Source organism: Methylobacterium mesophilicum (assembly GCF_022179445.1).
In the GTDB taxonomy this organism is placed as follows: Bacteria; Pseudomonadota; Alphaproteobacteria; order Rhizobiales; family Beijerinckiaceae; genus Methylobacterium; species Methylobacterium mesophilicum.
In genome coordinates, this window is record NZ_BPQU01000007.1 from 17877 (window position 1) to 38549 (window position 20673).

Annotated in this window: 22 protein-coding genes; 11 read left to right on the forward strand and 11 right to left on the reverse strand. The window is 69.3% G+C overall.

Features of this window, described 5'->3' with window-relative positions; genetic code table 11:
• Positions 1–181 precede the first annotated feature (181 nt).
• The 5 genes from MFF40_RS09665 to MFF40_RS09685 form a co-directional block, all read right to left on the reverse strand.
• The gene (locus MFF40_RS09665) at positions 182–1672 is read right to left on the reverse strand and encodes a carboxypeptidase M32 (RefSeq protein WP_238260261.1); all 1491 of its coding nucleotides are present in this window, start codon (positions 1670–1672) and stop codon (positions 182–184) included.
• A 103-nt stretch (positions 1673–1775) separates the two neighbouring features.
• The gene (locus MFF40_RS09670; RefSeq protein WP_147896293.1) at positions 1776–3578 is read right to left on the reverse strand and encodes an ATP-binding cassette domain-containing protein; all 1803 of its coding nucleotides are present in this window, start codon (positions 3576–3578) and stop codon (positions 1776–1778) included.
• A 71-nt stretch (positions 3579–3649) separates the two neighbouring features.
• Positions 3650–3886: a hypothetical protein gene (locus MFF40_RS09675; RefSeq protein WP_147854970.1), complete on the reverse strand. Its 237-nt coding sequence runs from the start codon at positions 3884–3886 to the stop codon at positions 3650–3652.
• Between the two features lie 80 nt (positions 3887–3966).
• Positions 3967–4281, reverse strand: a complete 315-nt coding sequence (locus tag MFF40_RS09680; protein WP_147854969.1) for a polyhydroxyalkanoic acid system family protein — start codon at positions 4279–4281, stop codon at positions 3967–3969.
• A 119-nt stretch (positions 4282–4400) separates the two neighbouring features.
• Positions 4401–4751 (reverse strand): septal ring lytic transglycosylase RlpA family protein, encoded by a 351-nt coding sequence (locus MFF40_RS09685; protein ID WP_147896292.1) that lies wholly within the window; start codon positions 4749–4751, stop codon positions 4401–4403.
• 574 nt (positions 4752–5325) lie between these two features.
• On the opposite strand from MFF40_RS09685, the gene MFF40_RS09690 reads away from it, so the two are divergent.
• Entirely contained in the window at positions 5326–6516 is a 1191-nt protein-coding gene (locus MFF40_RS09690) for a site-specific DNA-methyltransferase (protein WP_283206097.1), read from the forward strand.
• A gap of 128 nt (positions 6517–6644) precedes the next feature.
• On the opposite strand, the gene mutY is transcribed toward MFF40_RS09690, so the two are convergent.
• Positions 6645–7985, reverse strand: a complete 1341-nt coding sequence (gene mutY, locus MFF40_RS09695; protein ID WP_147896290.1) for an A/G-specific adenine glycosylase — start codon at positions 7983–7985, stop codon at positions 6645–6647.
• Positions 7986–8112: 127 nt separating this feature from the next.
• On the opposite strand from mutY, the gene MFF40_RS09700 reads away from it, so the two are divergent.
• The 7 genes from MFF40_RS09700 to MFF40_RS09730 all read left to right on the forward strand — a co-directional run bounded on the left by MFF40_RS09700 (position 8113) and on the right by MFF40_RS09730 (position 12313).
• Positions 8113–8595, forward strand: a complete 483-nt coding sequence (locus tag MFF40_RS09700) for a DUF721 domain-containing protein (RefSeq protein WP_147896289.1) — start codon at positions 8113–8115, stop codon at positions 8593–8595.
• Positions 8596–8711: 116 nt separating this feature from the next.
• Positions 8712–9356, forward strand: a complete 645-nt coding sequence (locus MFF40_RS09705) for a DsbA family protein (protein WP_147852913.1) — start codon at positions 8712–8714, stop codon at positions 9354–9356.
• Between the two features lie 188 nt (positions 9357–9544).
• Positions 9545–9919, forward strand: coding sequence for an AtpZ/AtpI family protein (locus MFF40_RS09710; protein WP_147852912.1), 375 nt, complete (start codon positions 9545–9547; stop codon positions 9917–9919).
• A 73-nt stretch (positions 9920–9992) separates the two neighbouring features.
• A complete protein-coding gene (locus MFF40_RS09715; protein WP_147852911.1) occupies positions 9993–10748 on the forward strand; it encodes a F0F1 ATP synthase subunit A in 756 nt (251 codons plus the stop codon).
• Between the two features lie 107 nt (positions 10749–10855).
• Positions 10856–11083, forward strand: a complete 228-nt coding sequence (locus tag MFF40_RS09720; protein ID WP_007566773.1) for a F0F1 ATP synthase subunit C — start codon at positions 10856–10858, stop codon at positions 11081–11083.
• 149 nt (positions 11084–11232) lie between these two features.
• Entirely contained in the window at positions 11233–11811 is a 579-nt protein-coding gene (locus MFF40_RS09725) for a F0F1 ATP synthase subunit B family protein (RefSeq protein ID WP_147852910.1), read from the forward strand.
• Between the two features lie 16 nt (positions 11812–11827).
• The gene (locus MFF40_RS09730) at positions 11828–12313 is read left to right on the forward strand and encodes a F0F1 ATP synthase subunit B family protein (RefSeq protein WP_187277584.1); all 486 of its coding nucleotides are present in this window, start codon (positions 11828–11830) and stop codon (positions 12311–12313) included.
• Positions 12314–12430: 117 nt separating this feature from the next.
• Here the strand turns inward: MFF40_RS09730 and MFF40_RS09735 are convergent, their stop codons facing one another.
• Complete coding sequence (locus tag MFF40_RS09735) at positions 12431–12754, reverse strand: hypothetical protein (protein WP_147852908.1); 324 nt, start codon at positions 12752–12754, stop codon at positions 12431–12433.
• A gap of 23 nt (positions 12755–12777) precedes the next feature.
• Positions 12778–14733 (reverse strand): Hint domain-containing protein, encoded by a 1956-nt coding sequence (locus MFF40_RS09740; RefSeq protein WP_238260263.1) that lies wholly within the window; start codon positions 14731–14733, stop codon positions 12778–12780.
• Between the two features lie 366 nt (positions 14734–15099).
• Here MFF40_RS09740 and MFF40_RS09745 point away from each other — a divergent pair, with 366 nt between their 5' ends.
• On the forward strand, positions 15100–16380 hold the full coding sequence (locus MFF40_RS09745; protein WP_238260264.1) for an NAD(P)/FAD-dependent oxidoreductase: 1281 nt from the start codon (positions 15100–15102) through the stop codon (positions 16378–16380).
• Positions 16381–16428: 48 nt separating this feature from the next.
• On the opposite strand, the gene MFF40_RS09750 is transcribed toward MFF40_RS09745, so the two are convergent.
• Positions 16429–17298 carry a formate/nitrite transporter family protein gene (locus tag MFF40_RS09750; RefSeq protein WP_238260265.1) on the reverse strand — a complete coding sequence of 290 codons (870 nt, stop codon included), beginning with the start codon at positions 17296–17298 and terminating at the stop codon, positions 16429–16431.
• A gap of 41 nt (positions 17299–17339) precedes the next feature.
• Positions 17340–18080 (reverse strand): competence/damage-inducible protein A, encoded by a 741-nt coding sequence (locus tag MFF40_RS09755; protein WP_147896286.1) that lies wholly within the window; start codon positions 18078–18080, stop codon positions 17340–17342.
• 164 nt (positions 18081–18244) lie between these two features.
• Here MFF40_RS09755 and sfsA point away from each other — a divergent pair, with 164 nt between their 5' ends.
• Positions 18245–18958: a DNA/RNA nuclease SfsA gene (gene sfsA, locus MFF40_RS09760; protein WP_147896285.1), complete on the forward strand. Its 714-nt coding sequence runs from the start codon at positions 18245–18247 to the stop codon at positions 18956–18958.
• Here the strand turns inward: sfsA and MFF40_RS09765 are convergent.
• Complete coding sequence (locus MFF40_RS09765) at positions 18945–19790, reverse strand: FkbM family methyltransferase (protein WP_147896284.1); 846 nt, start codon at positions 19788–19790, stop codon at positions 18945–18947. The genes sfsA and MFF40_RS09765 overlap by 14 nt on opposite strands.
• A gap of 116 nt (positions 19791–19906) precedes the next feature.
• Here MFF40_RS09765 and MFF40_RS09770 point away from each other — a divergent pair, with 116 nt between their 5' ends.
• Positions 19907–20671, forward strand: a complete 765-nt coding sequence (locus MFF40_RS09770; protein WP_238260266.1) for an alpha/beta fold hydrolase — start codon at positions 19907–19909, stop codon at positions 20669–20671.
• Positions 20672–20673: the final 2 nt, after the last annotated feature.

Sequence of the window (20673 nt, forward strand, 5' to 3'; positions counted from 1 at the left end):
GTTCCCGGGCTCCCCTGCGTGGCCCCGGGATGGCGAGGCGGGGGATCGTGCGGTTTTTGAACCCTCAATTGCTGCAGCAGGGGCGTTTCGTCCCTTGAATGCCCCGGTCCGCCTAAGGAAGGCGCGCTGTCCTCGCGGAGAAGGTGCTCGTTGGGTTCAGGCCCTTGCCGCGGTGGAGAGTTCAGCCCCGCAGATACCGTGCCTCCAGATGCGCCCGGAACGCCGCCGTCCCGAGCGGCGCCCCCGTCGCCCGCACCAGCAGATCATCCGTTCCGAGGAGGCTGCCCACTTCGTGCACGTTGGCCCGCAGCCAAGTGCGCAGCGGTGCGAAGTCGCCCTCGGCAAGGCAGCCCGGCAGGGCGGGCTCCGCCGTGCGGGCCGCCCGGAACAGCTGGGCCGCGGCGAGCGCGCCGAGCGTGTAGGTCGGGAAGTAGCCGAACGCCCCGCTCGGCCAGTGGATGTCCTGCAGGCAGCCGAGGCGGTCGTCGGGAACCGTGAGGCCGAGGAGGTCGCGCAGGCCGTCGTTGAAGGCGCCCGGCAAGTCGGCCACCGCGAGGTCGCCCGCGATCATCGCAGTCTCCAGCCGGTAGCGCAGCAGGATATGAGCCGGGTAGGTCGCCTCGTCGGCGTCGACCCGGATGAAGCCCGGCCGGACCCGGGTGTTCAGCGCGTGCAGGTTCTCCGGCGACCATTCCGGCCCGGAGCGGCCGAACGCCTCCCGCAGCAGCGGTGCCAGGTAGGTGAAGAACGCCCGGCTGCGGCAGGCCTGCATCTCGACGATGAGCGACTGGCTCTCGTGCAGGCTCATGCCCCGGGCAGCCCCCACCGGCTGGTGCCGCCACGCGGCGGGGCGGCCCTGCTCGTAGAGGGCGTGGCCGGTCTCGTGCAGCACGCCCATCAGGGCGCGGCCGAAATCGGCCTCGTCGTAGCGCGTGGTGATGCGCACGTCGTCGGTGGCCCCCCCGCAGAACGGGTGCAGGCTGATGTCGAGCCGGCCGCGGGTGAAGTCGAAGCCGAGCGCGCTCATCAGCTTGAGGCCGAGGGCGCGCTGCGTGCCCACGTCGAACGGGCCTTCCAGGGGCAGCGGCGCCCTGCGGGAATCCTGGATCTCCCGGGCGCGGGCGATCAGGTCCGGCAGCCAGCTCGTGAGATCGGAAAACAGCGGGTCGATCACCGCCCGGCGCATGCCGGGATCGTAGCTGTCGAGCAGCGCGTCGTAGGGATCGAGCCCGAGCGCCGCGCCCTTGGCCTGCCCGATCTCGCGCTGGAGCCGCAAGACCTCGGCGAGGTAGGGCGCCAGCCGGGCGAAGTCGGCGTCGCGCCGCGCCTCGCGCCAGACCATCTCCGACCGGGACACCGCCCGCGAGCTGGCCTCGACCAGATCCCGGGGCACGGCGGCGCCGTGAGCCTGGGTCCGCCGCATCTCCCGCAGGTTGGCGGCCGGCCACGGATCGAGCCCGCCCGCCGCCTCGGCCGCGTCGATCTCTCCCCGCGTCTCGGGCGCCGTCAGGATCTCGTGCGCCAGCCCGCGCAGGATGGCCAGCTGGTCTCCCCGCGCCTCGGCCGCCCCGTCGGGCATCAGCGTCTGCGCATCCCAACCGAGGATACCGGCCGCCCCTTCCAGGGCCGCCAGGCGGGAGAAACGCTGTTCGAGGATCTGGTAGGCGGTCATGCGATCATCCGTCCCGGTCGGTTCCTGATCGACGCGTGCCAGCATACGCTCTGCAGGCACCGATCATTAGGATATAATTCCTTGATGGTGTTAAGTGTGGGCCTCACCCCGCCTGCAGCATCTCCAGTTCCAGCCACCGGTCCTCCGCCTGCGACAGCTCGGTCTCGGCCTGGGCCAGCATGGCGGTGGCCTTGTCGAACCGGGCCGGGTCGCGGGCGTAGAGGTTGGCATCGTCCAGGACCGTCTTGAGCTGGCCGATCGCCGCTTCCAGCTTCGCGATGCGGGCCGGGAGCGTCTTCAACTCGTGCTGATCCTTGAAGCCGAGCTTCGGCTTGGCGGAGGCCTGCGGGGCCGGCGCGGTGGATTGGCGCTCGCGCGACCCCTTCTTGGCCGTGACCGTGCGGGCCTCGACCCCCTGCCCGCGCTGGACCAGCATGTCGCTGTAGCCGCCGGCATATTCCATCCAGCGGCCCGCCCCTTCCGAGACCAGCACGCTGCTGGCGACCCGGTCGAGGAAGTCGCGGTCGTGGCTGACCAGAATCAGCGTGCCCTGGTAGTCGCCGAGCATCTCCTGGAGCAGGTCCAGGGTTTCCAGATCGAGGTCGTTGGTCGGCTCGTCCAGCACCAGCAGGTTGGCCGGTTGCGCCAGCGCGCGGGCGATCAACAGCCGGTTGCGCTCGCCGCCGGACAGCACCGAGACCGGGGTCCGGGCCTGCTCGGGGGTGAACAGGAAGTCCTTGAGGTAGCCGATGACGTGGCGGCTCTGGCCGTTCACCGTGACGCTGTCGCCGCGGCCGCCGGTGAGCACCTCGGTGACGGTCATCCCGGGCTCCAGCGTCGCCCGCGCCTGATCGAGCACCACCGGCATCAGGTTGGTGCCCAGCACGATCTGCCCCGAATCGGGGGCGAGCCGGCCCATCAGAAGGTTGATCAGCGTCGACTTGCCGGCGCCGTTGGCCCCGACGATGCCGAGCCGGTCGCCCCGCATCACGCGCAGCGACAACCCGTCCACGATGGTCCGCTCGCCGTAGGCCTTGGCGATGTCCCGGGCTTCCACCACGAGGCTGCCGGAAGATTCGGCCTCCGAGGCCTGCATGCTGACGCTGCCCACCGGGCGGCGGACCTCGCGGCGATTCTGGCGAAGCTCGTGCAGGTTGCCGAGGCGGCGGACGTTTCGCTTGCGCCGCGCGGTGACGCCGTAGCGCAGCCAATGCTCCTCGGCGACGATCTTGCGGTCGAGCTTGTGCTGGTCGCGCTCCTCCTCTTCGAAGAACGCGTCGCGCCAGGCCTCGAAATTCGAGAATCCCTGCTCGATCCTCCGTGTTTCCCCGCGGTCCAGCCAGATCGTGGCGCGCGATAACGCGGAGAGAAACCGCCGGTCGTGGCTGATCAGGACCATGGCGGCGCGGGTTCCGCGCAGCTCCGCTTCGAGCCACTCGATCGCCGGAAGGTCGAGGTGGTTGGTCGGCTCGTCGAGCAGCAGCACGTCGGGCTCCGGCGCCAGCGCTTGGGCCAGCGCCGCGCGCCGTCCCTCGCCGCCCGAGAGCTTGCCCGGATCCTCCGCCCCGGTCATGCCGAGGCTTTCCAGCAAGTACTTGGCCCGATACGTGGATTCGTTCGGCGGCAATCCGGCCTCGACGAAATCGAGGGTGGTGGAGAACCCCGAGAAATCCGGCTCCTGCGCCAGGTAGCGGATCGTGGTCCCGGGCTGCAGGAACAACCGCCCCTTGTCCGGCTCGACCAGGCCGGCGGCGATCTTCATCAGCGTCGACTTGCCCGAGCCGTTCCGCCCGACCAGGCAGGTCCGCTCGCCGGGCGAGATGGTGAGGTCGGCGCGGTTGATCAGCGGAGTACCGCCGAAGGTCAGCGCGATATCTTGGAGGGTCAGAAGCGGGGGAGCGGCCATGCCGGGCTTATGGCAGCGCCGGGCTTCCGGTTCAAACGGTGCCGCCCCGCGGGGCGGGGCGGCACACGCGCTCAGGCGATCGGGTTGGCCGGCCCGGTGGGCGGGCTGATCTCCGGCGGGCCGGGATCGTTCACCGGGATCTCCGGCGGCTGAATGCCGGGCGCCTCGGCCGGGGTGTTCCCGGGGATCTCGGGACCGGGCGGCTGCGTCGGGGCCTGCGGCGGCTCGTAGGGAGCGTCCGGCACCGGCGTGGGCTGCGGCGGAACCTCGGGCACTTGGCCGGGATCGGCGAGGGTGAAGTCTGGCACGGCTGTCCTCCAGATGGCCCGCGGTGCTGGGCTGCACCGTTCGGGCGGCAACGAGGGCCTGCCGCTCCGGTTCCGGCGTGCTACTTCTTGGTGAGGAGGAGATTGCCCTCCTTGCTCGCCACCTTCTGAATCTTCTCGGCGAACAGGGCGAGCAGGAACGGCAGCTTCACCTCGAGGCGCACGCTCTCGGGGCCGACATCGATGGTGCCGCCGATCTTCTGGGTCATCGCCGAGACCCCGAAATCGAGGCGGTCGCCCGTCCAGGCGAGCTGGTCCACGCTGACGCCGCTCTTGGCCAGGAAGGCCCGCGCCTGGTCGGTGCCGTGCTCGAGGCGCCGCTTGGCCTCGTCGCGGCCGAGGTCGTGCGGGATGTCGACGATCAGGGGTTTGGGCATGGGGCGGCTGGGTCCGGACTGCTTTCGCAGCACATGGGGCCTCCCGATGCCGCAGACAACGTCGGGAGGCCGCAGGGCTTCAGGACAGGCTCGTCCTGCAAGCCGTCAACGCCAGGTCTTCAGTTCAGGACTTGAAGCGAGACGTAGCTCGTGCCGCCCATGCCGAGGGCACGCGCCGAGCCCCGCGAGAGATCGATGATCCGGCCGCGCACGAATGGGCCGCGGTCGTTGATGCGCACCACCACCGAGCGGCCGGTCCTGCGGTTCTCCACGCGGACCCGGGTTCCGAACGGCAGGCTGCGATGGGCAGCGGTCAGTCCGTTGGGGTTGAAACGCTCACCGTTCGCGGTGCGATGGCCGCTCCCGTACCAGGAGGCCCCGCCGCTCTGGGCGGCAGCCGGGAGGGTCGTTCCGACGATGGCAGACAGCATTCCAACGGTGGCCACGAACTTACCGAAACCAGATGTCATTCTTCCCGTATTCCCTTGTTGTTTCCGGGGCGGCGCAAGTCGTTTCAGAAATCGACCGGAATAAGGCGGCCTTTCGGGCATGCTGCGGGTCACATTTTAGCCAGTTTTGAGCTGGTCATGCAGATTACATCCCGTTTTGTATCTCAATATTTCCCGGATGTCTTCGATTTGCAGACACGACAGTCGTTCGCGGTCATCGGCAAGTGCTGGCAAGAGATGCCACATCGGTCCCACGATCAGCTATAATTCCTAAGCCCTGCGTGGGGTGTGACCCTGTATCCCGCTCAGCTGGACGCGGATGCCGTCCGGACCCGACAATTGTCGTTCGGAGCGCTGCCATAAGAATGGGCGGTTCGGTGCCGGCACTCCGTCAGCAAAGCCGAGCTACGGCAACTGACGTCGCGCCTCTAGGCGCGCGTCGAGGGGTGGCTTTTTCTGCGGAAAGACTGGCGGCCTGGGCGGTAGGCAAAAAGTGCAGCCCCAGAACGGGACGCGCGGCCGGCGAATTCGAAAACCCGGCCTTTACCGTGTCCGACGCATGGTCTGCCGGTCAGTCGCGTAACCGGTGTTTGCCATGGCTTCCCCGCGTACCGTGGCTGCCGATGCCGTCGCCCGGAAACAGGTCTCGCGTGCCGGGCGGCCCGCATCGGCGCCACGGATGGGTCTCGTACCCGCCCAGCGTTCCCTTCCCCTTGACCAAGTTCTGGTCGGGGATTGCATCTCGGCCATGAACGCGCTGCCGGCTTCGAGCGTCGACTGCGTGTTCGCCGACCCACCCTACAACCTGCAGCTCGGCGACGCCGGCCTGCTGCGTCCGGACCAGAGCTGTGTCGACGCGGTCGACGACGACTGGGACAAGTTCGCGACCTTCGAGGCCTACGACAGCTTCACCCGCGAATGGCTCGCCGCCTGTCGCCGGGTGATGAAGCCGAACGCGACCCTCTGGGTGATCGGGTCGTACCACAACATCTTCCGGGTCGGGAGCGCGTTGCAGGATCTCGGTTACTGGATCCTGAACGACATCGTGTGGCGCAAGGCCAACCCGATGCCGAACTTCCGCGGCAAGCGCTTCACCAATGCCCACGAGACCCTGATCTGGGCCTCGCGCTCTGCGGATTCGAAGGGCTACACCTTTCATTACGACGCGCTGAAGGGGGGCAACGAAGACCTCCAGATGCGCTCGGACTGGTTCATTCCGCTGTGCACAGGCGAGGAGCGGCTGAAGGATGCGGAGGGCCACAAGGTCCATCCGACCCAGAAGCCCGAGGCCCTGCTCGCCCGCACCCTGATGGCGGCGACCAATCCCGGCGACGTGGTGCTCGACCCGTTCTTCGGCACCGGCACCACCGGTGCTGTCGCCAAGCGCCTCGGCCGCCGCTTCATCGGCATCGAGCGCGAGGCCACCTACGCGAAGGCCGCGATGGAGCGGATCGCCGCCGTCCAGCCGCTGTCGAAGGCGGCCCTCATGGTGGCGCCGACCAAGCGCGCCGAGCCGCGGGTGCCGTTCCTCTCGGTGATCGAGGCCGGGCATATCCGCCCGGGCGAGATCGTCACCGACGAGCGGCGCCGCTTCCGCGCCACGGTGCGTCCGGACGGCCAGCTCGACAACGGCCTGGTCATCGGCTCGATCCACAAGATCGGCGCCCTGGTCCAGGGTCTTCCGGCCTGCAACGGCTGGACCTTCTGGCACGTCGAGCGTTCGGGCAAGCCGTTGGTGATCGACAGCTACCGGGCCGGCCTGCGGCAGGCGATGGCGAACGGCTGAGCCCTCCCCGTATCGGTCCTGGGATCCCAAAGGGCGGAGCCCTTTGGCGGGTGCAGGGCAGAGCCCTGCGAACACCTTGGGGCTTCGCCCCAAGCCCCACCAAAGGGCTGAGCCCTTTGGGAACCCGGTCAACGCCGCCGCGCCGCGCCCGGCCGACGCGTCGGTGGCCGGGCGCGCACCGGGACCGGCACTGCCTCAGGCTCGCCATCCAAAAAGTCGTCCATGTCCGGCGGCGGCTCCGGTGCCGGCTTTGGGCGCGGCTTGGGCACCGCGCGCACGCTCGGCCGCGGCTCCGGATCGGCCATCGAGATCGGCGCCTCCATGGCCGCGAGCAGCGGCATCGCCGGTGGCTCCTTCTTCGAGCGGCCGCGCGGCTTCTTCTCGGGCTCCGGCTTCGGGTCGAAGGCGTGGGCCAGCACCTTCCGCATCAGGCCGGGCAGCGGCTCGTCCTCCAGCGCGCTGCGCGGGGTGAAGCGCATGCCGGGCGGCGTCGGGGTCGAGAGCGCGACCCGCGCCGAGAACACCGTCAGCTCCAGCGGGAAATGCGTGAATCCGTGCCGCACCAGGCCCGGCAGGCGCTTCCAACGGGCGTCGATCGGCGCGTCCAGGAGGGCCGCGGCGACGTCGTAATCCGGCTCCCAGGCGCTGCCGGGCGGCTCGGCCATGGTGCCGAGCAGACCCTCCGGCGGACGCGTCCGCAGCAGCACCGCCTCGTCGCCGCTGCGGATCGCCACGAAGGCCGCGCCGCGGCGCAGCGCCCCCTTGGCGACCTTGATCTTGCGCGGGAACGTGTCCTGCGTGCCGCGTGCCCGGGCCTCGCAGGGCAGCATCCACGGGCAGAGCGCGCAGGCGGGGCGCTTGGGCGTGCAGATCGTCGCGCCGAGATCCATGAGCGCCTGCGCGAAGTCGCCCGGCCGGTCGTGCGGCACCAGGGCCTGGGTCAGCCGACGGATCTCCGGGCGGCTGCCGGGCAGCGGCGCCTCCACGGCGAACACGCGACTCAGCACCCGCTCGACATTGCCGTCGACCGCGGCTTCCGCCCGCTCGAACGCGATCGCGGCGATCGCTCCGGCCGTGTAGGCGCCGATGCCCGGGAGCTTGCGCAGGCCCTCGGCCGTGTCGGGGAAGCGGCCCGCCGCCGCGACGGCCTTGGCGCAGGCGTGGAGGTTGCGGGCCCGGGAATAATAGCCGAGCCCGGCCCAGGCCGACATCACCACCTCCTCGGGGGCTTCGGCCAGCGCGTCGATATCCGGAAAGCGCGTCAGGAAGCGCTCGAAATACGGCCGCACCGCCGCGATCGTGGTCTGCTGCAGCATCACCTCGGAGAGCCAGACCCGGTAGGGATCGGGCACCTCGCCGGCGAGCGCGCGCCACGGCAGGACCCGCCGGTGCCGGTCGTACCAGGCGAGCAGGTCGTCGGCGCGTGGTCCGGAAGCGGACCCGGAATCCGTGGCTGAACAGGTCGGCATGGGCCAGGCTGCATACCCGGAGGGGCCGGGCGATCATAGGCCCGCCCGACGCCGGGGCGGTGCTCCCTTCTTAAACGAAGCTGCGCTACCGTGATGCGATTCATCCGGGGGCGAGGCCCAGAGCACCATGGCGCGCGTCAAACCGCTGGCCGAGCTGATCGAGAGCTGCATCGGGCCCGCCTTCGCGGCGCAGGGCTTCGCGTCGACCGATATCCTGGCGGCCTGGCCGGAGATTGTGGGCGAGCGGCTGGCACGCTATTGCCGGCCCTCGAAGCTCGAATGGCCCAAGCGCCGCCGCAAGGAGGCCGACGCGCCGGAATCCGGCACGCTCGTGGTCCGGGTCGAGGGCGTCTTCGCGATCGAGCTCCAGCATCTCGCGCCCGTGGTGATCCAGCGCATCAACGCGCATTACGGCTGGGCCTGCGTCTCGCGCCTCGTGCTGCAGCAGGACCGGGTCGGCCGCGGCGGCCGGCCGGCGCCGCGCACCGGCATCGACCCGTCCCGGGCCGTGGAGGTGAAGCGCGCGGTGGCCGCGATCGAGGATGACGGGTTGCGCGCCGCCCTGGACCGCCTCGGGATCGCCGCGGTGGCCACGCGGCCCGAGCGCTGACCCGCCGGTTTCAGCGGCGATTGCGTCATCTTGCCAGGAAAGCCGCGCCCGAGTACCCGCATCGGGACGCCAAGATTAAAGACGCGAAGACCGACCAGATCCGGCGGAGCCTGCCCATGACCACGCGACGCGACGCTCTCAAGTTCACCGGCCTCGCGCTCGGCGCCGGCTTGGCCCTGCCTTATCTGGCCCGCTCGGCCTGGGCGCAGAACGCCGATCTGGCCGCCCTGATGCAGCCGGGCCCCCTCGGCGACGTCTGGCTCGGCCCGGCCGACGCCAAGTGCACGATCATCGAATACGCCTCGATGACCTGCTCGCACTGCGCCGCGTTCCATCGCACCACCTGGCCGGTGCTCAAGGAGCGCTACATCGATACCGGCAAGGTGCGCTTCACCCTGCGCGAATTCCCCCTCGACCCGCTGGCCACCGCCGCGTTCATGCTGGCGCGCTGCCAGGGCGAGGCCAAGTATTACCCGATCACTGACCTGCTGTTCGACCAGCAGCCGGCCTGGGCCTTCACCCAGAAGCCCGTCGACGCGCTGGAGCAGATGCTCCGTCAGGCCGGCTACACCAAGGATACCTTCGAGGCCTGCCTGAAGGACCAGAAGGTCTACGGCGCGGTCAACGCCGTGAAGCAGCGCGGGCTGGACGTCATGAAGGTCGACTCTACCCCGACCTTCTTCATCAACGGCGAGCGCTACACCGGCGAGATGACGATCGACGGCATGGAGAAGGTCATCAAGCCGATCATCGGTGCCTGATCGTCGCGGCGGTCGATGCGCGAAGCACCACCGCCCAGCCTGGGCAAAAGCCTGAAAACAGCATACGGTTCAAAGACTTACTATGTATCGACGTCGCCTTGACACCCAAGATAGGCGAAACTATGGTGCGCCCGCTTGATGGGGGCGTCCAGCCGGTTTCAGATCCTCCCGCCCTGTGAGTTTCAGCCGTGAGCGGCGACGATTCCAGGGATGGGAAAGAGGCCGCGGGAACGCCGACGGACAGCGAACTCTCCGCGAGGCTCAGACGTCTCGAGACGCAGATCGAACGGAAGCGTCCGCAGGCCGCTCCCGATCCTTCCTTGCGGCCTCGGGGTACCGGGCCCTCCTCGCTCGGTCAGGCCATGACGATCTCCACGGAGTTCGTCGCGGGGGTGATCGCGGGGGGCATACTCGGCTGGATCGTCGATCATGTCTTCGGGACGAAACCCTGGGGCCTGATCGTCCTCCTCATGCTGGGGTTCGTGGCGGGGATCTACAACGTGATGCGGGTGTCTGGTTTTGCCGGCGCGCGTCCCGGACGAGACGATCGGCAAGAGCCATAAGGCGCGCCGGTCGATAGGGGTTTGAGGCGATCGACGCTGTCGATGCGCCGGATCAAGAGGGGCGGAAGCGGGAATGGCGGTCACGATCGACCCGATCCATCAGTTCGAGCTGAAGCCGCTCGTATCGCTCGGCCATATCGGCCATCAGCAACTCGCGTTCACGCAATCCGCCCTGTACATGTTCGCCGCCGTCGGCGTGATCGCCCTGATCACGATCGTGGCGACGGCGTCGCGCTCGGTGGTGCCGGGGCGGATGCAGTCGCTGGCCGAGATCTTCTACGAGTTCATCGCCGACACGGTGCACCAGGCGACCGGCGACGGCGGCAAGCGGTTCATGCCGCTGGTCTTCTCCCTGTTCATGTTCGTGCTGATCCTGAACCTGTTCGGGATGATCCCGTACGCGTTCGCGGTGACCAGCCACCTGATCATCACCTTCGGCCTCGCCGCCCTGGTGATCTCGGTCGTGGTGATCTTCGGCGTCATGAAGCACGGCACCCACTTCTTCGGCCTGTTCGTGCCGTCGGGCGTGCCGAAGCCGCTGCTTGCGATCTTGGTGCCGATCGAGATCATCTCGTTCATCTCGCGGCCGATCAGCCTGTCGGTGCGTCTGTTCGCGAACGTGCTCGCCGGCCACATCGCGATGAAGATCTTCGCGTTCTTCGTGGTCCAGCTTCTTCTCGCGGGTGCCTGGAGCGTGCTATCGCCGCTTCCGCTGTTCCTGACGATCGCGCTGACCGCTCTCGAGTTCCTCGTTGCGGCGCTTCAGGCCTACGTCTTCGCGACGCTGACGGCGATCTACCTCAACGACGCTCTCCACCCCGGCCACTAGGCGCACGCCCCGGCCGCTCAGCTTCACCCCGGCCTCCGGACTTGGCCGGCTCCACCCGCCGCGAACGTCACCGCACGTTTCGATCTGAAGAGACCTCAGGAGTTATCATGGATCCCGTCGCTGCGAAGTACATCGGCGCCGGCCTCGCCTGCCTTGGCATGGCGGGTGCAGGCATCGGCCTCGGCAACCTGTTCGGTCAGTTCCTCGCCGGCGCCCTTCGCAACCCCTCCGCGGCCGACGGCCAGCGCGCCACGCTGCTCCTGGGCTTCGCCCTGACCGAGGCGCTGGGCATCTTCTCGCTGCTCATCGCGCTGCTGCTGCTCTTCGCCGTCTGATCGACGCGCTCGGAGGCCGCGGACGCCGCGGCCTCCACCGGGCTCTCACCGCCCGACCAACGGGTGGGCGCTTCGCGAACGAGGCGTCCGCCTTCTTCCGTCACCGCGTCGGCGGTGACCTGTGCGAACGGTGTCAGTGTAGCGGTCTCATGGCGCAGCCGAATCCCCTCACCACGCCGCCCCCGGGCGCCGACACGCAGCTCGTGCCCGGCCATGTCGAGCACACGGAAGCGCATAGCGGCGCCTTCCCGCCCTTCGAGACCTCCGGGTTCCTGTCGCAGCTGATCTGGCTCGCGCTGGCCTTCGGTCTCCTCTACTACCTGATGGACAAGGTCGCGCTGCCGCGGATCCAGGCGATCCTGCACGCCCGCGCAGAGCGCCTGCGGACCGATCTCGATCAGGCCCAGGCCATGAAGTCCGAGGCCGATGCCGCCGGACTGGCCTATGAGACCGCGCTCCGCGATGCGCAGGGCAAGGCCCGCGACATCGCCCAGACCACCCGGAACGAGCTGGCCGCCGAGGCCGATGCCAAGCGCAAGGCGCTCGAAGCCGACCTGAACACGAAGCTCTCGTCCGCCGAGGCGACGATCCGCACGCGGACCGAGGCTGCGATGGGCAACGTCCGCAGCATCGCCGGCGAGACCGCGGCAGCGATCGTGGAGCGCCTGACGGGCCAGGCGCCCGATCCGGCGACCCTCGACCGCGCCCTCGACGCCACCGCACACTGAACGGGAACCCACGATGCTGCTCGAAGCCGAATTCTGGGTCGCCGTCGCGTTCGTCATCTTCATGGGGATCGCCTGGAAGGCCGGTGCCTTCGCGACCATGACCAAGGGCCTCGACGGTCGCGCGACCCGCGTCCGTCACGAGCTCGACGAGGCCAAGCGCCTGCGCGAGGAGGCCGCGACCGTGCTGGCCGACTACAAGCGCCGCCGCGCCGAGGCCGAGAAGGAAGCCGAGTCGATCATCGCCGGCGCCCGCGAGGAGGCCAAGCGCGCCGCCGAGGAAGGCCATCGCAAGCTGGACGACTTCCTGGCCCGGCGCACCAAGGCCGCCGAGACCAAGATCGCACAGGCCGAGGTCCAGGCCGAGGCCCAGGTTCGGGCGGCCGCTGCCGATGCGGCCGTGAAGGTCTCCGAGACGATCCTGCGCGAGCGCATGCAGGGCGACGCGGCGCAGGGCCTGATCCGCTCCAGCCTCGGCGAGGTCCGGACCCGCCTGCGGTCCTGATCCCGGCGGACATCCCGCGCCGACGAGAAGCCGCCTCCGGGCGGCTTTTTTCGTTCGGATGCCCCGGGTGCCCTTTCGTGGCTGCCACCCGGCCCTGTCGTCGGGGTGGCGGGGTCGTCATGGCGTGCGGACGATCCGGAGCGTCGCCGGGAGCACGTAGGGCGAGCCCGGCAGGTGCGCGCCGTCACCCTCACGCCGCACGCTGATCGCGTGATCCTGGCGCGGAGAGAGCAGCCCGACCGGGAGGTCCAGCGCGAAACCGCATCGGCCCGTGCCGATGCCTTCGACGGCGAGGTCCTCGCGGAACAGGTCGGCCCGGCAGCGACCGAGGACGCGCCGCTCGACCGCCACCAGGATCGCAACCGGAACGTCCGGAGCATCCGTCTCCCACGCCCAGCCGACGATGCGGCGATGGCTGAGCACGTCGATACTACCGCGCATCGTCATGATGTCGCTTTCCGGCGTCAGGCGACCTGCGCCCGGCTCCATTCACCCGTTGCGTCGAGCCGCATGGCGCCGATCACGGCTCCGTCGGCCGAGCGGCGCACCGACACGGTATGGGAGACGCCGACCGCGAGCGGCACGTCCAGACCCAGGTCGAACCCGTGCCGCCCTCCGCCGATCCCGGCCGCGCCGAGATCGGGCCGGTCGATCTCCGCGAGCATCATGGCGACCACGACGCCGTCCACGAGGACGTCCAGGCAGACCGGTCCGCTCGGATGCGCGGTATCCTGGGCCCAGCCGGCGACGCGCAGGTCGCCGTTGCGGATCTCGCACACATCCAGGCTGCCGCGGATGTCGCCGAAGCCCGGCTCATCCATCGACAGGCCGGCCCGCTGGATCAGACGGCGGACGAGCGCCTTCAGGAACGGACCGTCCTCCACGCGCTCGGCATAGGCCGCGGGCGCCGGGCGCATTCCCGGCCGGCCCGTGCCGCCGTCGAAACGCGCGCGCAGGCCGGCTGCAGGGAAGAAAATCTCGGCCGGTGCGGCTTCGGCCAGCAGCATGTCGTGCGCGTCGAGTTCGATATGCCAGTAGGTCAGGTCGGCCACCGCCTCACCGCGCGTGATGGACCGGCCGTTGACGAGATGACCGGCGGCGACGAGCAGGCCGTGCAGATGGAGCGCATGGTCCGGCGAGACCCAGAGGTCCCGGATGGGTACGCCGTCTGCGAGGGCACCGGCCTTGATCCGGACAGGCCAGTCCGCTCGCGGCGCGGTGGCGCCGGAGTAGCGGCGCGTGCCGATCCATCGGATCGGTCGCAGCTGCCCCAAGGCGGTCACGACCTGCTGACCGACCCGTAGATCCTCGACTGCAACCTCGCCGTGTTCTGTGAGGATGCGGGTGCCGGTGCAGTAGCACGGCGCCGGAGTGTTTGATGGCGGCGATCCGGGCGTGGCCTCCGCGCCGGCCGGCGCCGCGGCCGCACCTGTCGCGGGCGATGATGTCGCCGCGCCGGATGTCGGCGGCGACGCTGGAAGACCCGAGACCGATGTCGGCGACGATGCTGCGGGACCCGAGAGGGATGACGACGCGGCTGCCCCTCCCCTGATGGGTGACGACCCGACCCCTGTCGTGGAGCCCGAACGGGCGGCGGTGGAGCCGTAGAGGCCAGGATCGTACCCATCCGGAGACGAAACCCGGCCCTGTGGGACCGCGACCGCGTTCGTGCTGTTGGAGTAGACCCGGATGTAGTCGATGGTCGATGTGATCGGGCTTCCCGTGGCGGTCCCTTCGCTCCGGACCGCTAGGTCGGCGATCAGGTACATCGGGCTGTGCAGGTCCGACGGCGTGATCTGCGATCCGGTCAGCTGGCCGTCGACATAGAAGCTGATCTTGTCCGCCTGCCAATTCATTCCGTAGGTGTGATAGCCGGACGGATTGTTCAGACCGGTGACGACTTGCCGATTGGTCTGCCAGGGTATGCCGTTCTGCGGATCGGTCGTGTGGATCGTGCTGTAGACGCTCCGGTCGTCGTTGCCGTAATGCTCGACGACGTCCAGTTCCTGGTGACCATTGGTGGCGCTCGATTGCGGGCTCTGCTGGTTCGGCAGCAGCCAGAACGCATCCCACGCGTTCGAATCGTTCGAGAAGTCGGCCCGGATCTCGAAGTAGCCGTAGGTCTGCGAGAAGTTGCTCTGCGTGGTGATCAGCCCCGATTCCCAGCTTCCGGGATAGCCGTACGGGGTCCGGTCCGGCACCGCCGTGATCGACAGCGTCCCGTTCTGGACGCTGAACGGATCGTAGCCCGAGGACGGATCGACGAAGGACGAACGCCCGAACCCGATATCGGACCTGTCATCGGTCGTCCGCCACTCGGCACGCGTGTCGGCGTAGGTCGTTCCGACACCGGTCCGGGAGATGCTGCGGTTATTGAACTCGTCGTCGAACGTCAGCCGATAGCCGGTGAGATCAACCATTCAGGCCGCCCCTTTTAGGCAGGTTGTCCGCTATTGAACGCTTTTTCTGGCGTTTAGCATTGGTCATTAACAATGATCAAATGGTAAACAAGGCGTTACACGGCGTCTCCCGGGCGGCGATGAGGGACGTCTGACGCCGGGCCGCATTTCGATCGGGGATCGGCGTCGGTGGGGCTATTCCGGATCGCCGCGCAACGGTCCCGATGCCAGGCGGCGACAGCGTGTTCGGTGGGTCTACGCCCGCATTCTCCCGTCGACCGATCCATTCCCGCGGAGGCGGCGGACGGCACGGTATGTCCGGACAGCGGGTCGCGAACATCGCTGCCGGCACTGCGTTCACCGGGAACGAGAATTCCGGGAGACGGCATGGCGGACAAGGCGCGGATCGTGATCGTCGGTGGTGGGGTTGCAGGGATCGAGGTGGCCACCAGCCTCGGCCGCGGTGGCAAAGCCGAAATCGTGCTGGCCGATCGCAGCCTGTCCCATGTCTGGAAGCCGATGCTGCATACCTTCGCCGCCGGCACCGCCCGGCCCGATCGGCAGAAGGTCGACTTCTTCGCGCAGGCGAGCCGGAACGGCTTCCGGTTCCAACCCGGGACCCTCATCGGGATCGACCGTTCGGCCCGCCGGGTGCGGCTCTCAGTCGAGGCGGCGCAGGGACGGCCGGAAGCCGACCTCGACTACGATCTCCTGATCCTCGCCATCGGCAGCAGGGCCAACGACTTCGGAACGCCGGGCGTCGCCGAGCACTGCTTGACCATCGATGACCTCACCGAGGCTGAATCGTTCCACCGGCACCTGCGGCGCCACCTGCTGGCCCGGCTCGACAGTCCCGATCGGCTCGAGATCGCCATCGTCGGCGGCGGCGCCACCGGCGTCGAACTGGCCGCTGAGCTGAAGCACGCCATCAACCTGGCCTCGGATTACGGCTCTCCCGACCTGCCGCGCCGACTGCGCCTGACCCTCATCGAGAGCGGTCCGCGCCTCCTGCCGGCTTTCCCGGAGCGGGTCTCCCGGGCGACCGCTCGCACCTTGTCCGACCTCGCCGTTGAGGTGCGGACCGGCGCCATGGTGACGGGCGCGGACGCGTCGGGCTTCACCCTGAAGGATGGCAGCCGCATCTCGGCCGGGTTGAAGGTCTGGGCCGCCGGCGTGAAGGCTCCGGACGTGCTCAGCACCGTCGAGGGGCTGGAGCGGTCGCGGACCGGCCAGCTCACGGTCGGTGACGACTTGCGCACGGCCCGGGACCCGGCGATCGTCGTGCTCGGGGACTGCGCCAGCCTCGTTGACAGCAAGACCGGCAAACCGGTCCCGGCCACGGCCCAGGCGGCGCGGCAGCAGGCTCAACACCTCGCGCTGCATCTCGGTCGGGCGCTGGCCCGGGGCGACACGGTCGCGGCGGACCTGCCGCCGTTCCAGTATGTCGAGAAGGGCGCCATCGTCTCGCTGGCCGATTTCAACGGGTGGGGCACCCTCGGGCGCTACACGTTCGGGGGCGGCCGCCTGAACGGCCTCTCGGCCCGGCTCACGCACGATCTGCTGTACCGGCAGCACCAGATCGGCCTGTACGGCCCGCTGCGCGGGACGATGACCTGGATCCTCGACGACCTCGATCACCTGATCAGCCCGCCGGTGAGCCTCGATTAGCCTCCGCGCGCAAGTGGATATCGGCTCGGCGTGAGTGCGCGCGTCCGGTCAGTCGGGGCGCTCGCCCTCGACCTCCTTGGTCTCCTCCACCTGCGGGGCGACCTGGCCGTAGTTCAGCACCGCCACCAGGGTGACGCCGCCGATGACGTTGCCGAGCAGCGTCGGCAGGAAGAACCGGTACCCGTAATCCTCGAGCGAGGCCGCGCCGGTGATCAGCAGGTAGAACGCCTCCACGGAGCCGGCGACGATGTGGGCGAGCCCGCACAGCGAGACCAGCCAGGTCATCAGCAGGATCACGAACGGCGCCGCGCTGCCCGTGGCGGGCAGGAACCAGACCATCAGGGCGATCATCCAGCCGGCGAACACCGCCTTCACGAAGGTGGACCAGAACCCGTGCGCGATGGCGTCGTGGCTGATCTCCGCGAAGGCCTTGAGCACCGGCGGCTCGAACGCGCCAGCGTTGGCGAGCACCGCGGCGATGGCCAGCGTCCCGAGGATATTGCCGCACAGGACGATCAGCCAGAGCCGCACCACCCGGAACGCCGTCTTCACCGTCCGGTCGTGCAGCAGCGGCAGGATCGGCGTGATGGTGTTCTCGGTGAACAGCTGCTGGCGCCCCAGCACGACGACCAGGAAGCCCACGGCGTAGCCCATCGTGGTGACGATCTTGGCCCAGTCGGCCTCGGGCAGGTGGCTCTTGAGTACGCCCGGCACGATCAGCGACAGCGCGATGCTGAGTCCCGCCGCGAAGGCGGAGAGGAACAGGGCGATGCCGTGGCGGCGCAACTCCTCGTCGCCCTCCAGCCGGATCACCTCGTGAAGCACGTAGGCATCCGGGCGGCCGATCTCGGAGACCTCCTTCAGCAGTTCGTCCCGCCGCGCCTCCTTGTCGGCCCGGTCCCTCCGATCCTGGATCATCCGTTCAGCTCCCTGACGCCACGCGACCGAACGTGAGAGAGTCAGGTCGTGAGCCGCGCCACGAGCGCTTCGACCACCGCCTTCGCCTCCGCCAGGGCCTGCGCATCCCGGCTGCGCACGACGATCCGGTTGCGGAACCCCTCCGGCGTCAGCGCCGGGTAGGAGCCGATCGACACGGCCGGCCGGGCCCTGGCGATCTCGCCGAGTTCGCCTGCGTATTGGCCTTCGGGGAGCCCGACGGCCTCGATGGTCTCGGAGATCATCGCGGCACCGCCCTTGAGGGTCGGCGCGACGGCATCGAGCATGGCCTGCATGATGCTCGGCACCCCGGCCATGACGTGGACGTTGCCGATGCGGAAGCCCGGGGCCTTCGACACCGCGTTGGGGATCAGGTCGGCGCCGAACGGGATCCGCGCCATGCGCAGGCGGGCCTCGTTCAGGTCCTCGGGCTTGTGACGCTCCAGCAGCATCGCCCGCGCCCGCTCGTCGATGTCGATGCCGACCCCGAACGCCTGGGCGACGCAATCGGCTGTGATGTCGTCGTGGGTCGGGCCGATCCCCCCGGTGGTGAACAGGTAAGTGTAGCGCGCCCGCAGGGCGTTCACCGCCTCCACGATCATCGCGGCCTCGTCGGGCACGATCCGCACCTCCCGCAGGTCGATCCCGGCGGCGGTGAGGAAATCGGCGATGGTGCCGATGTTCTTGTCCTTGGTACGCCCCGATAGGATCTCGTCGCCGATGACGAGGATCGCGGCCGTGATCGGATCGGAAGGCTGGTCCATGGAACTCTGTCGGCGAGGAGCAGGTCGAGGCCGGATCGCGGTCCGGCCGACGGTATCCCGCGCGCAACGGTCTCGCCGCCGCAGCGGTGACACCTTTGACGGTGGATGCTCTGCAGATAGCGCGGCCGCCGGCCCGGACCACACGAACCCGGAGATATCCCCCGATGCTGTTCGCCGCGCCGCTCGCGCCCGGTCTGCTGGTGCAGCGCTACAAGCGCTTCCTCGCCGACATCGAAACCGCGGACGGCCTCGTCACCGCGCACTGCCCCAATCCCGGTGCGATGCTCGGCCTCAACGAGCCGGGTCGGCCGGTCCTGCTCTCCCGCTCGAGCAATCCCGCGCGTAAGTTGCCGCTGACCTGGGAGTTGGTGGAGGCCGACCTGCCGGGCGGCCCGCAATGGGTCGGCATCAACACCCTGCGCCCGAACGCCCTGGTGGCCGAGGCGTTTCGCGCCGGCGGGATCGCGGCGCTCGCCGGGCACGATGTCTTCCGTCCGGAGGTCCGCTACGCGAAGGCCAGCCGCGTCGATTTCCTCGCGAGCGGCGCAGGCAGCGGGCCGTGCCACGTGGAGGTCAAGAACTGCCACCTGATGCGCCGGGCGGGCCTCGTGGAATTCCCGGATTGCGTCGCCGCCCGCAGCGCCCGGCACATGCGCGACCTGGCCCAGGTGGTCGTGGATGGCGGCCGGGCGATGGTGATCATCGTGGTGCAGATGCACGCGGAGGCGTTCGACGTCGCCCGGGACATCGACCCGGCCTTCGACCGGGCGTTCCGCGACGCCCGCGCGGCCGGCGTCGCAATGCATGCCTACCGCTGCGCGGTGAGCCCCGCGGGGGTCGCCCTGACCGACGAGATCCCGGTGATCACGCCGCCCTGACGGGCGCCTGTCGCTCGAACATCAGGTTCAATCGGGAGCGCGAGATCTCGCGATAGCCGAATCTCTCCAAGTGCGTGGGCAGGTCGATCTGCCACTGGCCGGTGCCGTTCTCGATCAGCAGGATGCGGGGGAGCAGCGCCTCCGGCGCCTCGCGCAGGAACGGCTCCAGGATCAGGTCTTCTGCGCCTTCCACGTCGAGCTTGATGGCGTCGACGCGGGTCAGGCCTTCGGCTCGCAGGAGGTCGAGGAGCGGCACCGCCGGCACGGTGATCCGGGCGCCCTCGTTGGTGCCGACGATCCGCAGGCTCGACTCGCCGCGGTTGCGCGGGTCGATGAACAGGGTCAGCTCGCCGGCCTTGTCGGCCACCGCGCAGGCGACCGCCTTGACGGTGTGGAACGGGTTCTGGGCGATGTTGTAGGTGAGACGCTCGAACACGTCGGGCTGCGGCTCGACCGCGACGATCCGGGCGGCCGGCCCCGAGAACGCCGCGACGCACAGGGCGTAGGCGCCGATATTGGCGCCGATATCCAGGAAGACGCAGTCCTTCGGCAGGCGCTCCTGCAGCAGCGCACGCTCCTGCGGATCGAAGAATTGCGGCGTGAACAGCACCTTCTTCTCGCAGTTGTTGTTGTAGGGGTGCAGCCGCATCCGGGCCCCGTAGCGGGTCACGTCGAGGGGCTTGCCGCCCAGCCGCGAGATCGCGATCCGGCGCAGGAACAGCGCCAGGCGCCGCCCATACCAGGACTCGGCCGGGATCCGGTTGGTCCGGCGGGTGATCGCCGCCACGAGGCCGGCCGGTTCGTAGGTGCCGTAGGGCTTGGGATCGGTCATAACCGGGGCGGTGTGCCAGCCGGCGCCCGCCCCCGCAAGCGGAGCGATCCGCGTTGCCCCCGCGCGGCCCTGTGGTCTAAGCGGAGGCCGAGCTTGGACGGCACGGGTTGCACGGCATGGATTCCTTCGATTCGGACGGCGTGCGGATCGCCTATATCGACGTCCCGCCGGCAGAGGGGGCCGGCACGCCGATCCTGCTGATCCACGGTTTCGCCTCCAACCACGCGGTCAATTGGGTCAACACCCAGTGGGTGCGCGCGCTGACGCAGGCCGGCTACCGCGCGATCGCCCTCGACAATCGCGGGCATGGCGAGAGCGAGAAGCTCTACGACCCGGCCGAATATAGCTCCGAGGCCATGGCGGGCGACGCGATACGGCTGCTCGACCATCTCGGCATCGAGCGCGCGCACGTGATGGGCTATTCGATGGGCGGACGGATCACCGCCCACATCGCCCTCGACCATGCCGACCGAGTCCGGTCCGCGCTGATCGGCGGGCTCGGCATGCACCTCGTCGAGGGCAAGGGCTTGCCGTCCGGGATCTCCGAGGCGCTGGAGGCGCCCCCCGGCACACCCGCTCCGAACCCGACCGCCGCGGCGTTCCGCACCTTCGCCGAACAGACCCGGAGCGACCTCCGCGCGCTCGCGGCCTGCATGCGCGGCTCGCGCCAGACGCTGAGCCGGGCAGAACTCTCCCAGATCGAGGTGCCGGTGCTGGTCTCGGTCGGCACCCTCGATACGGTGGCGGGCTCCGGCCCGGCCGTGGCCGCCCTGATCCCAGACGCACGCGCTCTGGAGATCGAGGGCAAGGACCACTCCACCGCCGTGGGCGCCAAGCCGCACCGGGACGGCGTGTTGGCGTTCCTCGCCGCGCAGCCCTGAAA

What these genes read in the sequence shown, in the direction of transcription:
- MFF40_RS09665 (WP_238260261.1), bottom strand. Translation starts at nt 1,672, where the DNA reads ATGACCGCCTACCAGATCCTCGAACAGCGTTTCTCCCGCCTGGCGGCC.
- MFF40_RS09670 (WP_147896293.1), bottom strand. Translation starts at nt 3,578, where the DNA reads ATGGCCGCTCCCCCGCTTCTGACCCTCCAAGATATCGCGCTGACCTTC.
- MFF40_RS09680 (WP_147854969.1), bottom strand. Translation starts at nt 4,281, where the DNA reads ATGCCCAAACCCCTGATCGTCGACATCCCGCACGACCTCGGCCGCGAC.
- MFF40_RS09685 (WP_147896292.1), bottom strand. Translation starts at nt 4,751, where the DNA reads ATGACATCTGGTTTCGGTAAGTTCGTGGCCACCGTTGGAATGCTGTCT.
- MFF40_RS09690 (WP_283206097.1), top strand. Translation starts at nt 5,326, where the DNA reads ATGGCTTCCCCGCGTACCGTGGCTGCCGATGCCGTCGCCCGGAAACAG.
- mutY (WP_147896290.1), bottom strand. Translation starts at nt 7,985, where the DNA reads ATGCCGACCTGTTCAGCCACGGATTCCGGGTCCGCTTCCGGACCACGC.
- MFF40_RS09700 (WP_147896289.1), top strand. Translation starts at nt 8,113, where the DNA reads ATGGCGCGCGTCAAACCGCTGGCCGAGCTGATCGAGAGCTGCATCGGG.
- MFF40_RS09705 (WP_147852913.1), top strand. Translation starts at nt 8,712, where the DNA reads ATGACCACGCGACGCGACGCTCTCAAGTTCACCGGCCTCGCGCTCGGC.
- MFF40_RS09715 (WP_147852911.1), top strand. Translation starts at nt 9,993, where the DNA reads ATGGCGGTCACGATCGACCCGATCCATCAGTTCGAGCTGAAGCCGCTC.
- MFF40_RS09720 (WP_007566773.1), top strand. Translation starts at nt 10,856, where the DNA reads ATGGATCCCGTCGCTGCGAAGTACATCGGCGCCGGCCTCGCCTGCCTT.
- MFF40_RS09725 (WP_147852910.1), top strand. Translation starts at nt 11,233, where the DNA reads ATGGCGCAGCCGAATCCCCTCACCACGCCGCCCCCGGGCGCCGACACG.
- MFF40_RS09735 (WP_147852908.1), bottom strand. Translation starts at nt 12,754, where the DNA reads ATGCGCGGTAGTATCGACGTGCTCAGCCATCGCCGCATCGTCGGCTGG.
- MFF40_RS09740 (WP_238260263.1), bottom strand. Translation starts at nt 14,733, where the DNA reads ATGGTTGATCTCACCGGCTATCGGCTGACGTTCGACGACGAGTTCAAT.
- MFF40_RS09745 (WP_238260264.1), top strand. Translation starts at nt 15,100, where the DNA reads ATGGCGGACAAGGCGCGGATCGTGATCGTCGGTGGTGGGGTTGCAGGG.
- MFF40_RS09750 (WP_238260265.1), bottom strand. Translation starts at nt 17,298, where the DNA reads ATGATCCAGGATCGGAGGGACCGGGCCGACAAGGAGGCGCGGCGGGAC.
- MFF40_RS09755 (WP_147896286.1), bottom strand. Translation starts at nt 18,080, where the DNA reads ATGGACCAGCCTTCCGATCCGATCACGGCCGCGATCCTCGTCATCGGC.
- sfsA (WP_147896285.1), top strand. Translation starts at nt 18,245, where the DNA reads ATGCTGTTCGCCGCGCCGCTCGCGCCCGGTCTGCTGGTGCAGCGCTAC.
- MFF40_RS09765 (WP_147896284.1), bottom strand. Translation starts at nt 19,790, where the DNA reads ATGACCGATCCCAAGCCCTACGGCACCTACGAACCGGCCGGCCTCGTG.
- MFF40_RS09770 (WP_238260266.1), top strand. Translation starts at nt 19,907, where the DNA reads ATGGATTCCTTCGATTCGGACGGCGTGCGGATCGCCTATATCGACGTC.